Source organism: Buttiauxella brennerae ATCC 51605 (assembly GCF_001654925.1).
In the GTDB taxonomy this organism is placed as follows: domain Bacteria; phylum Pseudomonadota; class Gammaproteobacteria; order Enterobacterales; family Enterobacteriaceae; genus Buttiauxella; species Buttiauxella brennerae.
The window spans coordinates 253,155-265,406 of the sequence record NZ_LXER01000006.1; the positions used below are offsets into that span (position 1 = coordinate 253,155).

General features: G+C 49.0%; 14 protein-coding genes. 5 read left to right on the forward strand and 9 right to left on the reverse strand.

What is annotated here, in order from left to right; translation table 11 throughout:
* The first annotated feature begins 391 nt into the window (after nt 1–391).
* Both M975_RS02370 and M975_RS02375 read left to right on the forward strand, forming a co-directional pair.
* Nucleotides 392–1,369 carry a DUF1852 domain-containing protein gene (locus M975_RS02370; RefSeq protein ID WP_064557106.1) on the forward strand — a complete coding sequence of 326 codons (978 nt, stop codon included), beginning with the start codon at nt 392–394 and terminating at the stop codon, nt 1,367–1,369.
* 26 nt (nt 1,370–1,395) lie between these two features.
* Nucleotides 1,396–2,427 (forward strand): methionine synthase, encoded by a 1,032-nt coding sequence (locus tag M975_RS02375; protein WP_064557107.1) that lies wholly within the window; start codon nt 1,396–1,398, stop codon nt 2,425–2,427.
* Between the two features lie 96 nt (nt 2,428–2,523).
* Here the strand turns inward: M975_RS02375 and M975_RS02380 are convergent, their stop codons facing one another.
* Genes M975_RS02380 through M975_RS02390 form a run of 3 tightly spaced genes read right to left on the reverse strand, consistent with a single transcriptional unit; the run spans nt 2,524 to nt 3,939 of the window.
* On the reverse strand, nt 2,524–3,234 hold the full coding sequence (locus tag M975_RS02380) for an ArsR/SmtB family transcription factor (protein WP_064557108.1): 711 nt from the start codon (nt 3,232–3,234) through the stop codon (nt 2,524–2,526).
* Complete coding sequence (locus M975_RS02385; RefSeq protein WP_064557109.1) at nt 3,231–3,623, reverse strand: hypothetical protein; 393 nt, start codon at nt 3,621–3,623, stop codon at nt 3,231–3,233. Before M975_RS02385 ends, M975_RS02380 begins: the two co-directional genes overlap by 4 nt.
* Nucleotides 3,616–3,939, reverse strand: a complete 324-nt coding sequence (locus M975_RS02390; protein ID WP_064557110.1) for an antibiotic biosynthesis monooxygenase family protein — start codon at nt 3,937–3,939, stop codon at nt 3,616–3,618. The genes M975_RS02385 and M975_RS02390 overlap by 8 nt, the downstream gene beginning before the upstream one ends.
* A gap of 227 nt (nt 3,940–4,166) precedes the next feature.
* Between M975_RS02390 and M975_RS02395 the strand changes: the two genes are divergently transcribed.
* Together M975_RS02395 and M975_RS02400 are read left to right on the forward strand one after the other, a co-directional pair.
* Nucleotides 4,167–4,394 carry a hypothetical protein gene (locus M975_RS02395; RefSeq protein ID WP_064557111.1) on the forward strand — a complete coding sequence of 76 codons (228 nt, stop codon included), beginning with the start codon at nt 4,167–4,169 and terminating at the stop codon, nt 4,392–4,394.
* Nucleotides 4,395–4,793: 399 nt separating this feature from the next.
* Nucleotides 4,794–6,773 (forward strand): alkyl/aryl-sulfatase, encoded by a 1,980-nt coding sequence (locus M975_RS02400; protein ID WP_064557112.1) that lies wholly within the window; start codon nt 4,794–4,796, stop codon nt 6,771–6,773.
* A 60-nt stretch (nt 6,774–6,833) separates the two neighbouring features.
* Here the strand turns inward: M975_RS02400 and M975_RS02405 are convergent, their stop codons facing one another.
* Nucleotides 6,834–7,415 carry a TetR/AcrR family transcriptional regulator gene (locus M975_RS02405; protein WP_064557113.1) on the reverse strand — a complete coding sequence of 194 codons (582 nt, stop codon included), beginning with the start codon at nt 7,413–7,415 and terminating at the stop codon, nt 6,834–6,836.
* A gap of 104 nt (nt 7,416–7,519) precedes the next feature.
* Here M975_RS02405 and M975_RS02410 point away from each other — a divergent pair, with 104 nt between their 5' ends.
* Nucleotides 7,520–7,987, forward strand: a complete 468-nt coding sequence (locus M975_RS02410) for a nuclear transport factor 2 family protein (RefSeq protein ID WP_064557114.1) — start codon at nt 7,520–7,522, stop codon at nt 7,985–7,987.
* 97 nt (nt 7,988–8,084) lie between these two features.
* On the opposite strand, the gene mnmH is transcribed toward M975_RS02410, so the two are convergent.
* The 5 genes from mnmH to ppiB form a co-directional block, all read right to left on the reverse strand.
* Entirely contained in the window at nt 8,085–9,185 is a 1,101-nt protein-coding gene (gene mnmH, locus M975_RS02415; RefSeq protein ID WP_064557115.1) for a tRNA 2-selenouridine(34) synthase MnmH, read from the reverse strand.
* Between the two features lie 119 nt (nt 9,186–9,304).
* A complete protein-coding gene (purK, locus tag M975_RS02420) occupies nt 9,305–10,375 on the reverse strand; it encodes a 5-(carboxyamino)imidazole ribonucleotide synthase (RefSeq protein WP_064557116.1) in 1,071 nt (356 codons plus the stop codon).
* The gene (gene purE, locus M975_RS02425; RefSeq protein ID WP_064557117.1) at nt 10,372–10,881 is read right to left on the reverse strand and encodes a 5-(carboxyamino)imidazole ribonucleotide mutase; all 510 of its coding nucleotides are present in this window, start codon (nt 10,879–10,881) and stop codon (nt 10,372–10,374) included. Before purE ends, purK begins: the two co-directional genes overlap by 4 nt.
* A 138-nt stretch (nt 10,882–11,019) precedes the next feature.
* The gene (lpxH, locus tag M975_RS02430; RefSeq protein WP_064557118.1) at nt 11,020–11,742 is read right to left on the reverse strand and encodes a UDP-2,3-diacylglucosamine diphosphatase; all 723 of its coding nucleotides are present in this window, start codon (nt 11,740–11,742) and stop codon (nt 11,020–11,022) included.
* 7 nt (nt 11,743–11,749) lie between these two features.
* Nucleotides 11,750–12,244 (reverse strand): peptidylprolyl isomerase B, encoded by a 495-nt coding sequence (gene ppiB / locus M975_RS02435; RefSeq protein WP_064516793.1) that lies wholly within the window; start codon nt 12,242–12,244, stop codon nt 11,750–11,752.
* Between the last annotated feature and the right edge of the window lie 8 nt (nt 12,245–12,252).

Consider the following 12,252-nt stretch of genomic DNA (forward strand, 5'->3'; position numbering starts at 1 on the left):
CCATCTAATCTATCCGGATGAGACTTTGCTTACGTCTGTCGTAGCAAGCAAAGTCTCATCCTGTTAAATATTATCGCATCAAGCCCGTCGGCACGCTCTTCCAGCATCACATATTCTCCCCTCAGCGCCTGATTCAGGAAAATCGCTTACCCATGTAGATGTCACCTTTGCTCCGTACCTGTGTGGCAGGCACCGATAGAACATGAAAATCATTCATGTTCACTGAAATTTAATCACTTTTACTCAACTCATGACTCTGTCATAAATAACCTACTGCACTGAGTTATAGACAATATGAAAGCTTCTGAATAAAAACCTTAAAATAAAATGCAGTCATGCTGAAAAAGCAAAAATAAATTCAGGTTTTATCAGAAATCAGGAAACCATCGCGATGAATAAAGAATTTACCTTTACTATTAAAAGCCTTTCTTTCGATGAGAATTACAATCCATCTGAAAATACACGCATTACGACTAACTTCGCTAATTTAGCCAGAGGAAGTCAGCGCCAGCAGAATTTGCGCAATACCTTAAAGATGATTGATGATCGTTTCAATTCTCTCGCACATTCCGATAACCCTGCAGGGGACCGTTATTGCGTCGAACTTGAAATCATTTCTGTTGAGATGGATGTTGAAGGCAAGGGCGACACCTTCCCGGTGATTGAAATATTGAAAACAAATATTGTCGATCAAAAAACTAACGCGCGCATTGAAGGCATTGTAGGGAATAACTTCTCCTCTTATGTACGAGATTACGATTTTAGCGTATTGCTGTTAGAGCATAACAAGAATAGTGCCGCGTTTAGCACGCCAGATAATTTTGGTGATTTGCATGGCAACATATTCAAATGCTTCATTAACTCAAATGCTTACACAGAGCGCTTTAAGAAACCACCGGTTATATGTTTAAGCGTGTCCAGTAAAAACACTTACCACCGCACTGAAAATCAGCATCCTGTATTGGGTGTTGAGTACCAACAAAATGAACCCTCCATGACCGACCACTATTTTAATAAAATGGGCTTACAGGCACGCTATTTTATGCCGCCAAATAGTGTTGCGCCGCTGGCTTTCTATTTTGTGGGTGATTTAACTGGCGATTACACGGATCTTGAACTGACGGGTACCATTAGTACGATGGAAACCTTTCAAAAGATTTATCGTCCTGAAATTTATAATGCTCATTCTGTAGCAGGAAAAGAGTATCAACCTAGCTTGAATCAACAGGATTATTCATTAACTCAAATTGTTTATGATCGAGAAGAACGCAGCCATTTAGCGATTGAACAGGGCAGGTTTACAGAAGAGAACTTCATCAAACCATACCGAACTCTCCTTGAGCAATGGTCCGCTAACTACGTTCTTTGATTATCAAAAATATAAGGTTATCTATTATGAAAATATTATTACCGACGTCGACTGCGGGCAGTTTACCGAAACCTTCCTGGCTTGCACAACCTGAGACACTTTGGTCACCGTGGAAATTACAGGGCGATGAATTAATTGACGGCAAACAAGATGCTTTACGTTTGTGCCTGCAAGATCAACTGCATGCAGGTATTGATATCGTCAGCGACGGAGAGCAAACGCGCCAGCATTTTGTCACAACCTTTATTGAGCACCTGAGTGGCGTTGATTTTGAGAAACGTGAGATTGTGAAAATTCGCAATCGCTACGATGCCAGCGTTCCTACGGTTGTTGGCCCTGTGTCCCGCCAGAAGCCTGTTTTTGTTGAAGATGCCAAGTTCTTACGCCAGCAAACCAGCCAACCCATTAAATGGGCGCTACCAGGTCCGATGACCATGATCGATACGCTTTATGATAGCCATTATAAAAGTCGTGAAAAACTCGCCTGGGAATTTGCCACAATTCTTAATCAAGAAGCCAGAGAATTAGAGGCTGCGGGGGTCGATATTATCCAGTTTGATGAACCGGCATTTAATGTGTTTTTTGATGAGGTGAATGACTGGGGAATTGCCGCTTTAGAAAGAGCGGTTGAAGGGCTGAAATGTGAAACGGCGGTGCATATTTGCTATGGCTATGGCATCAAAGCCAATACCGACTGGAAAAAGACGCTGGGCTCAGAATGGCGGCAATATGAGGAATTTTTCCCAAAATTGCAGGCCTCTAATATCGATATCATTTCCCTGGAATGTCAAAACTCCCGAGTTCCAATGGATCTCATTGAACTTATCCGGGGTAAAAAAGTGATGGTCGGAGCCATTGATGTGGCAACCAATACCATTGAGACACCAGAAGAAGTCGCGAATACGCTGCGAAAAGCGTTGCAGTTTGTCGATGCCGACAAGCTCTATCCAAGTACTAACTGCGGCATGACGCCGTTATCTCGCCGGGTCGCAAGAGGCAAGTTGAGTGCGTTAAGTGCTGGCGCGGAAATTGTTCGCAGAGAACTCTCGGCTAAATAATGGCGGCCAAAAAATAGATTCCTGAAGGAAACTCACTGCCGGTTGAGTTTCCTTTCGCCACATTACCGTTCCCGCAACTACCGCGGCAATACAACATCAGGTCAGATTCATACTGAATAAGCGGTTGATGGCTATTCTGCCACTTTCGGTCACGTTAACTTCACGATATCCCTGCGTGCGGGTGATCCATCCTTTTTGCAGCAAAAGCGTCAACAATGCCGAGCCTGCATCGCCTCCCAGATGAAAGCGTCTTTGGCTCCAGTCGAGACAGGGGCAACAAGATTTACGCCGCGAATGCGGGTTCAGTACCGCCCCCATGTTCTGAAAATGGGATTTCCCCGCAGGCGTCAGCGCCGTACCGTCAGACTCAAGCCACTTTTCCTGTAGCATAAACGTGTAAATCTTTACCGCCACCTCGCCTGCCAGATGGTCATAACACGTTCGTGCGTAACGAAGATGTAGCGGCGTGCTGGGTGCTGGGGAAGTGTGGGCATTCATGGCAACCCCCATCAGATTTTCCAGCAGTCCGGCGATGTGATGACTCGCCAGGCTGTAATATCTGTGGCGACCCTGAGTCAGGCAAATCACCAGCCCGTTGCTGAGAAGTCGGGCCAGATGCCCGCTCGTTGTGGAGGCGGCGATACCCGCGACTGCACTGAGTTCAGTCGCCGTCCAAGCGCGCCCATCCATCAGGGCACACAGAATACTGACCCTTGACGGGTCAGATATGGCGGAAGCAACCAGTGACATGGACTTTTCAAGAGAATCATCCGGCTGGCTATCGTATTCAGGTTTCACAAAGTTCATTCAGAGAGTATTGCCCATTTTCGGGTGACTTCAGCGGCCCGGGTATCGTCATCCGTCAGAAGAATGAGCCGGTTACTGTGATCGCTGTACTGTACCAGAATGTTAATACCATTCCGGGCGATTGTATCCGCTATTTCTCCCAGCTCACCAGGGCGTTCCTGAGGTAATTTTCTTATCACCGGGCGGTAGAGATTTCTCACGTCAAAGCCTGCATCAACCAGTACCTTGCGGGCTTTCTCACCGTCTTCCACCAGAAAATGTGCGTGCCCGACTTCTGATGTCGAAAATACACCCCCACCTTCAAGACCAACGCCGTTTTTGCCCAGCACACGGCCAAGTGAGGCAAGCGCGCCTGGGGTGTTAGTGAGAATGACGTGAATATCATACATGCTGATGTGCTCCCTTATCCGAAGAGTAATCGCGTAATACTCGGGCAACACGTATTCTGTAAAACGAAAAAATAGCCTGTTTACCTTCTTTCTGCGCAGCCTTATGCATAACATTCTGCTTCCATCCGGCCACCGACTCCTCATCCTTCCACCACGACAATGAAAGGATTTTTCCCGGTGTACTCAGACTCTGGAACCGCTCAATAGAGATAAACCCCGGCGTGTCGCACAATAGTGGTTTCAGTTCGGCAGCAAGCTGAAGATAGCGTTCCTGCGCTTCTGGCACGGCGTCTGCCTCAAAAAGTACTGCAATCATGTCGGTTCTCCGTCGTCAATTTTCAGCGAGTTTATGACCGGGAAGAAGATGATGCTTCGGCCTGCACCGAAGTATGCATGGCTGATGATTTTTGAAGGTGCGCAGTGACAGGAAATTTTGGGGGCTGTTACGTAAACCGTGAGCCATTACCCTGTATGAGAATGCAGTATGTGGTTAATAGATAAGGTCGCCAGAAATCAGGCTTAACTAACAGGACAGGATGCGGTATGGAAAATTACGCCAACAAAAGCGGTGATTCACAAGTTGTCAGCTTCCAGATTGATGCTAACTCAATTAAAGTCCGTTTTAAGAATAACCACGTCTATCTCTACGATATCCGCCACCCTGGACCGGACCATCTGGAAAAAATGAAAGAGCTGGCTCGTGCCGGGTGGGGTCTGAATACTTATATAGAAAGTGAAGTAAAAAACGACTTTTCCTCAAAGGTGTTTTAAATCTCCCTTCCTGAATTGGGGTGACTGAAATTAGTCCCCCTATTATCTTTATGCTAAATGATGATCCATGACTTAACGAAAAACGGAATGTATGTATGATGCAATGACCAGAGAGTCATATGCTTATATTGATATTACTGAATGTTTGCTAACCCTTCCAAAAATGTATAAACAGTTTTTGCTGCAAGGTTTAATCGCTAATGTAAAAACATATGGGCGGCAAGTCGCGCAAAAATAATTTTTTATGTATCCATAAGTGGCGAAATGTAACTCCTTGGTTATATTTAAAAAATGAAAATGGTCAGCGGCCATTTTAATTGTTTGAATTAATGAATGATTTCCAGAAGAAACTATTCGATAAGACTGAGTAGTTAGAAGGTTTTCACATGAGGGGTACAGATGAGACTTACGTTGATCGTCAAAAGTCTGGCACTGGCAGGGTTACTCTCCTCCACTGCTCTGACACCTTTGTTCGCGCAGGAAGCACCAAAAGGTGCCACCGCGTCAACAAAGCAGGCTAACGATGCACTTTATAACCAGCTTCCTTTCTCCGATAACACCGATTTCACGAATGCTCACAAAGGCTTTATCGCCGCTTTACCGCAGGACGTGATTAAAGGCGAGCAGGGAAATGTTATCTGGAACCCACAGCAGTATGCATTTATCAAAGAAGGGGAAAAATCCCCTGACACTGTAAACCCTAGCCTTTGGCGACAGTCTCAGTTGATTAATATCAGCGGTCTGTTTGAAGTGACTGAGGGCGTTTACCAGATCCGAAACCTCGATTTATCCAACATGACCATCATTGAGGGTAAAGAGGGGATTACCGTCGTTGACCCGCTGGTTTCAGCGGAAACAGCAAAAGTCGGCATGGATTTGTACTTCAAAAATCGCGGCAATAAACCTGTTGTTGCCATCATTTACACTCACAGCCATGTTGACCACTACGGCGGTGTACGTGGTGTGGTAGATGAAGCGGATGTGAAATCCGGGAAGGTAAAAGTTTATGCGCCAGCAGGCTTTATGGAAGCTGCTGTCGCCGAGAATATTATGGCAGGCAATGTCATGAGCCGCCGTGCCAGCTATATGTATGGCAACCTCCTGAAACCTGATGCCACCGGCCAGGTCGGCGCGGGTCTGGGCACCACCACATCAGCGGGTACCGTGACGCTGATTGCCCCAACGAACATCATCGAGAAAGATGGCCAGAAGGAAGTCATTGATGGTCTGACTTATGACTTCATGCTGGCACCGGGTTCAGAAGCCCCGTCTGAAATGCTGTGGTATATCGAAGAGAAGAAACTCATCGAAGCCGCAGAGGATGTGACTCACACTCTGCACAATACTTATTCCCTGCGCGGCGCGAAAATTCGTGAACCGCTACCCTGGTCGAAATACATCAACGAAGCCATTGTGCGTTGGGGTGACAAAGCCGAAATCATTATGGCTCAGCACCACTGGCCGACATGGGGCAACGAAAACGTGGTTGGCCTGCTGAAAAGCCAGCGTGACCTGTATCGTTATATCAACGACCAGACGCTGCGTATGGCCAACGAAGGCCTGACACGCGATGAAATTGCTGCCAACTTCAAACTGCCAGACAACCTGGCGAAGACCTGGGCTAACCGCGGCTATTACGGCTCCATCAGCCATGACGTGAAAGCGACCTATGTGCTGTATCTCGGCTGGTACGATGGCAACCCGGCAACACTTGATGAATTACCACCGGAAGAAGCGGCTAAGAAATTTGTTGAATACATGGGCGGTGCCGATGCGATTCTTCAGAAAGCGAAAACCGACTTTGACCAGGGTAACTACCGTTGGGTTGCTCAGGTGGTGAGTAAAGTGGTGTTCGCCGATCCCAATAACCAGAATGCGCGTAACCTGGAAGCGGATGCACTGGAACAACTGGGTTACCAGGCTGAATCTGGCCCATGGCGTAACTTCTACCTGACCGGTGCTCAGGAGCTGCGTAATGGTGTGGTTAAAGGCCCGACGCCGAATACCGCAAGCCCGGATACCGTTCGTGCGATGACGCCTGAAATGTTCTTCGATTTCCTGGCGGTACATATCAACGGTGAAAAAGCGGGTAATGCCAAAGCGGTGTTTAACATCGACCTGGGCAGCGACGGCGGCAAGTACAAGCTGGAGCTGGAAAACGGTGTGCTGAACCACACGCCTAATGCAGAAGCGAAAGACGCTGATGCCACGATTGCTCTGAACCGTGACACGCTGAATAAAATCATCCTGAAAGAAGAAACCCTGAAGCAGGCTGAAGATAAAGGCGAAGTTAAGGTCACAGGGAATGGTGCGAAGCTCGATGAGATGCTCGGCTACATGGACAAGTTCGAGTTCTGGTTCAATATCGTTACACCATAAGTATACCCCCCTGCGGCGTGAATGCCGCAGGGGGGTTATTTATGGCAATGTTTCTTTATGCTATGCAGCTGAAACTAATTTCTCCAGCCCGTTATTTAACTGCTCAATAACTCCATTCATATTCATGCCCATTTGTGCATGAATAATCGCGCCATCAATCAACGTTATTATATTATCAGCTAATTGATATTCTTTAATGTCAAACAACGACATAATTATCGCTCTGGTCTCATGCTTGTGATTGCGGCAAATAGACTTAATTTCTTCTTTAATATCTTCAGATTCTGCTTCAGCGGTTGCATTGATGAATGCACAACCACGAAAAGATTCATGGCTGAACCATTCATTAAATGTTTCAGAAAGGGCGAGTGATGGGGCTTTATTATCTTCTCGTTTGTTTCTGAGGGTGCTGTGAAACCAGTCGATCCAGATTTCATGTCTGTAATTTAAATAAGCGATTATCAATGCGCTTTTACTGGGGTAATGGCGATAGAAAGTGACTTTTGTTACTTTGGCCTGCTGAATGATTTTATCAATACCTGTCGCCCTAAAACCGGAAGAGTAAAATAAATCGTGCGCTGTAATCAGTATTTTTTCCCTGGCGGCGATTTTTTTATCAGTACTCTTAGTTAAAGAAAACATAGTGTAGATGGCCTTCGTAAGTTTATTGACAGTGTTATTTCTCAGATGTACTTTTACATAAAGTAGACAGGTCTGTCTACTTTATGGATTTTAGAGGAACACAAATGAATCAACGTCCCCCTGTACCGCCATTCACACGTGAAAGTGCAATAGAAAAAGTGAGGCTGGCAGAAGATGGCTGGAACAGCCGCGACCCAAGTAAAGTGGCGCTGGCCTATTCCGTGAACACCCAATGGCGAAACCGTACAGAATTTGCCACGAACCGTGAGGAAGCACAGGCCTTTCTTGAACGTAAATGGAAAAAGGAGCTCGATTATCGCCTGATAAAAGAACTCTGGGCATTTACTGAAAACCGGATTTCCGTGCGCTACGCCTATGAATGGCATGATGACTCGGGCAATTGGTTCCGTTCATATGGCAATGAAAACTGGGAGTTTGAGCCAGACGGTTTGATGCAGCGCCGCTTTGCTTGTGTGAATGATATGCCTATCAGTGCATCTGAGCGGTTGTTCCACTGGCCTCTGGGAAGGCGCCCGGATAATCATCCCTCTCTTAGTGAACTTGGATTGTAGAGGATAGGATTGACTCGCTCTGCGGGCGACTTGACGCCCGCTGCATCCCGGCGGCAAGGCCAACTCAGCTGGCCTTAACAAACTATTCAGCCTGCTTTTAACCGATGTTATTACGTAGCCAGGATTCAACCTGGCTGTAATCCCCGCGGAATACCACATTGCCTGCTTTTTTACTGAGCTGGTAGCGATACATTGGGTCGTAATACTCTTCAAGCAGCGGTGAAAGCCAGGCGAGATGCCCGTCTACTGAACCGGTTTTACGTTGTTCAACCAGCGCGTCATCCAGATAGGCGCTGAACTGTGCAAAACGTTCCATGCCTAAACGGCGGCGAATGGCGAACAGGCCATGATGTAAATACTCGCCGTATTGCTGCCATGCTGTGTCCTCATCGTTGACCGACAAAAACGCAGTACTCATTTGCTGGAAATATTCGGTTTTTAAACGCTCTAAACGCTGCTCGAGGGGATCTTCAATCACCACAATCGGTGAGCGTTGCATCTGTTCTCTGAAACACTCCGGGATGTGGCGCGAGCCAATCATTCGGCCTTCATCTTCAACAACCCAGGTGACTTGCGCGCCGTCGCTTTTCTTAAGCAACGTGACCGCGAGGTTGTTTTCAAAATTGGTTTGCGAGGGCTGTTCGACAATTGTGCGGCCAAAGGACGAACCGCGATGATGTGCCAGCCCTTCGAGATCAACGCCTGTCTGTTGCGAGCGAATCAGAATCGTTTTACCGCCGCCTGTATTTCCGCTGATCAGCACCATCGGCCAGCGCGAGCAGGATTCAATAACATCCATCGCATAATGGCGCAGCGCTTTATAGCCGCCTTCGACCAGTGGGTAATCCACACCCGCTTCCCGTAGCCACTGCTGCACAATGTGCGAGCGCATGCCGCCTCTGGCGCAGCACAGGTAGCCTTCCGGGTTCTGCTTGCATTGCTCAATCCACTGCTGCAAACGCGCTTCACGAACGTCGCCATTCACCAGGCTGTGGCCTAATTCCACCGCAGCCTGCTGCCCGCGCTGTTTGTAGCATGTGCCGACCTGAGCACGCTCGTCATCAGACATCAGCGGTAAATTCAGCGCGGCAGGCATCGCCCCCTGGGTGAATTCAACCGGAGCGCGTACGTCGATAAGCGGGATATCGTTACGCAGCAGATGTTCATAATTTTGAGTATTGGGACGAGCGTTTTGCATGGATAAACCTTCAAGCGAGTGAGGCAGAATTGTGCGCTTTTGCATGCAAAAAAGAAAGGAAGGGGGAATGGGCTTGAATTACAGGGCGGGTAAACGCTTTGCGCCACCCGCCATAAAGGTTACTTAACGAATTTATGCTGCGCCCACGCGATGCCGCTGGCGTATTGCGCCGGTAACAACGGCACGATGGCTTCCAGTGACGCGCATAGTCGGCCGGTATCACAGTCGTTCAGGTTGAGATGGCCCACTTTGCGGCCTTCACGCACCTCTTTGCCGTACCAGTGCAAATGGACCAGTGGCAGTTTCAGCCAGTCGTAATTTAAATCGGTGCCGATAAGGTTAATCATCACCGACGGTGAATTAACGACAGGCTGCGGCAAAGGCAGGTCAACAATGGCGCGCAGATGCAATTCAAACTGGCTGATGGAGGCGCCGTTTTGCGTCCAGTGCCCGCTGTTGTGAACGCGTGGTGCCAGTTCGTTAATCAGCAGCCCGGCTGGCGTGATAAAGCACTCCATCGCCATGACACCAACATAGTTCAGCTCATGCATGATGGCAGAAAGCATCGCTTCTGCTTGCTGTTGCTGCTCGATGTCAGCCTGCGGGAAAACCACGCTGGTGCGCAGAATACCGTCCTGATGCAGGTTGTGCGTCAGCGGGTAAAACACGGTTGTACCGTCGTGACCACGTGCGCCAACCAGCGAGACTTCGCCCGAGAAGTTGATCCCTTGCTCAACGATACATTCACCGTAGCAATCATCTGGCAACTGAGCGGTTTCATCACTGCGCAAACGCCACTGCCCGCGTCCGTCATAACCCCCGGTGCGGCGCTTTACGATGGCCAGCTCGCCAAGGTTCTGGAACACGCCAGCCCACTGGTCGCGGCTGGACAGTAATTGCCACGGCGCGGTCGCCAGTTCGAGTTTATCGAACAGCTGTTTTTGCGTCAGACGGTCAGCGATGATTGGGAACACATCGCGGTTCACAAACGCATTGTGGCGAGCCAGTTCGCGGGTGAGGGCGGTTTCAGGCCAGCGTTCAATTTCTGCGGTGATGACACTTTGCGCAAATGGCACGGCTTCAGGTTCTGCATCAAGGCCAACCGGGTAAACCGCGATGCCCAGCGGTTCACCTGCCTGGCGCAGCATTCTGCCTAACTGGCCGTTACCCAGCACGCAAACGCGTTTCATGCTTCACCCCGTGGGTCTGGATTGTCCAGCACTTCATCGGTCTGGCTCTGGCGCCATGCTTCAAGACGCACGGTGAGTTCTTTATCGTGCAGCGCAAGGATTTGTGCCGCCAGCAGTGCAGCATTAGCCGCGCCCGCTTTACCGATCGCCAGCGTCCCAACGGGAATGCCACGCGGCATTTGTACAATAGAGTAGAGACTGTCTACGCCGCTTAATGCCGCGCTCTGGACTGGCACACCCAGCACTGGAACCAGCGTTTTTGCCGCGATCATACCTGGCAAATGCGCCGCACCACCCGCGCCCGCAATAATAACCTGATAACCGTTACCGCTTGCTTGTTCGGCAAAGCTGAAAAGTTTATCGGGAGTGCGGTGTGCGGAAACCACTTCGACATGGTGTGGAACATCAAGGGCGGTGAGGATTTCTGCGGCAAACTGCATGGTAGCCCAGTCACTTTTGGAACCCATGACAATGGCGATACGCGCTGGGGTCTGGTTGGAGGACATGCGTCTCAAAACTCCTGTGGGTGTGCAAACATCACCGAACGTGGCTCGGTCGGTCAGAAGGGCTCAGAGAATAGCATGAACATAGAGCAAGGAAAACGGTTGCGTGGTCAACAAGGCGGCAAAAAAACGCGATTTTATTTAAAAAGAGAAGGGGATGAGTTCGACGTCTTCGGCAGTGACTTTAATCATTGACCCTTCGCTATGCCATGCACCAAGTACGCAACGAAATGCGGGCTTGCCGTTAGCTGAGAGCGAGTGAATTTCTGGGCGATGCGTATGGCCGTGGATCATCCACTGTACCTGATGGCGGGTGAGCGCGCGGGTCACGGTGTGTTGATTCACATCCATAATGGCCATTGATTTGCTGCTGTTCGAGGCTTTGCTGCCGGCGCGCATTTTGGCGGCCACGCGTTTACGAATAAACAGCGGCAGGGCGAGGAACAAACATTGTAGCCACGGTTGGTGGACTTTTTTGCGGAACGCCTGATAACCGTGGTCGTCAGTGCAAAGGGTATCGCCATGCAGGATCAGTATTTTGCGGCCATACAGGTCGAGCGTTTTTTCTTCCGGCAATAAAGTCATGCCGCTAAGACGGGCGAAGCGTTTGCCGAGCAGGAAATCGCGGTTGCCATGAATAAAGAAGCAGGGCACGCCGGAATCAACCAGTTCTTTAATGGCTAAAGCAATTTGGCGGTGCAGCGGTTCAGGGTCATCATCGCCAATCCAGGCTTCAAACAGATCGCCAAGGATGTAGAGCGCATCAGCTTCCCGAGCGGTGCCCGCCAGAAAACGCAGAAAACCGGCGGTAATCGCCGGTTCTTCTGAACACAGATGTAAATCTGCGATAAACAGCGTCGCCATGGGCGAATTATTCGCTGACGGTTACGCTTGTGATAACCACGTCTTCTTTAGGAACGTCCTGGTGCATACCGCTGCGGCCAGTGGACACGCCTTTGATTTTCTCAACAACGTCCATGCCTTCAACCACTTCAGCAAACACGCAGTAACCCCAACCTTGCATGCTTTCGCTGCTGAAGTTCAGGAAATCGTTGTCAGCCACGTTAATAAAGAACTGGGAACTTGCAGAATGTGGCGCCTGGGTACGAGCCATTGCCAGCGTACCTTTCGTGTTTTTCAGGCCGTTATTCGCTTCGTTCTGGATGGTGTCTTTGGTGTCTTTTTGCTTCATACCCGGTTCAAAACCGCCGCCCTGGATCATGAAACCGTTGATCACACGGTGGAAAATGGTGTTCGCGTAGAAACCTTCGCGGCAGTACTCGAGGAAGTTTTTAACAGTTTCAGGCGCTTTATCATCAAAAGTTTTGATTACGATATCGCCGTGATTAGTATGAAAAGTAACCATGCTGTGCA

What these genes read in the sequence shown, in the direction of transcription:
- M975_RS02370 (WP_064557106.1), top strand. Translation starts at nt 392, where the DNA reads ATGAATAAAGAATTTACCTTTACTATTAAAAGCCTTTCTTTCGATGAG.
- M975_RS02375 (WP_064557107.1), top strand. Translation starts at nt 1,396, where the DNA reads ATGAAAATATTATTACCGACGTCGACTGCGGGCAGTTTACCGAAACCT.
- M975_RS02380 (WP_064557108.1), bottom strand. Translation starts at nt 3,234, where the DNA reads ATGAACTTTGTGAAACCTGAATACGATAGCCAGCCGGATGATTCTCTT.
- M975_RS02385 (WP_064557109.1), bottom strand. Translation starts at nt 3,623, where the DNA reads ATGTATGATATTCACGTCATTCTCACTAACACCCCAGGCGCGCTTGCC.
- M975_RS02390 (WP_064557110.1), bottom strand. Translation starts at nt 3,939, where the DNA reads ATGATTGCAGTACTTTTTGAGGCAGACGCCGTGCCAGAAGCGCAGGAA.
- M975_RS02395 (WP_064557111.1), top strand. Translation starts at nt 4,167, where the DNA reads ATGGAAAATTACGCCAACAAAAGCGGTGATTCACAAGTTGTCAGCTTC.
- M975_RS02400 (WP_064557112.1), top strand. Translation starts at nt 4,794, where the DNA reads ATGAGACTTACGTTGATCGTCAAAAGTCTGGCACTGGCAGGGTTACTC.
- M975_RS02405 (WP_064557113.1), bottom strand. Translation starts at nt 7,415, where the DNA reads ATGTTTTCTTTAACTAAGAGTACTGATAAAAAAATCGCCGCCAGGGAA.
- M975_RS02410 (WP_064557114.1), top strand. Translation starts at nt 7,520, where the DNA reads ATGAATCAACGTCCCCCTGTACCGCCATTCACACGTGAAAGTGCAATA.
- mnmH (WP_064557115.1), bottom strand. Translation starts at nt 9,185, where the DNA reads ATGCAAAACGCTCGTCCCAATACTCAAAATTATGAACATCTGCTGCGT.
- purK (WP_064557116.1), bottom strand. Translation starts at nt 10,375, where the DNA reads ATGAAACGCGTTTGCGTGCTGGGTAACGGCCAGTTAGGCAGAATGCTG.
- purE (WP_064557117.1), bottom strand. Translation starts at nt 10,881, where the DNA reads ATGTCCTCCAACCAGACCCCAGCGCGTATCGCCATTGTCATGGGTTCC.
- lpxH (WP_064557118.1), bottom strand. Translation starts at nt 11,742, where the DNA reads ATGGCGACGCTGTTTATCGCAGATTTACATCTGTGTTCAGAAGAACCG.
- ppiB (WP_064516793.1), bottom strand. Translation starts at nt 12,244, where the DNA reads ATGGTTACTTTTCATACTAATCACGGCGATATCGTAATCAAAACTTTT.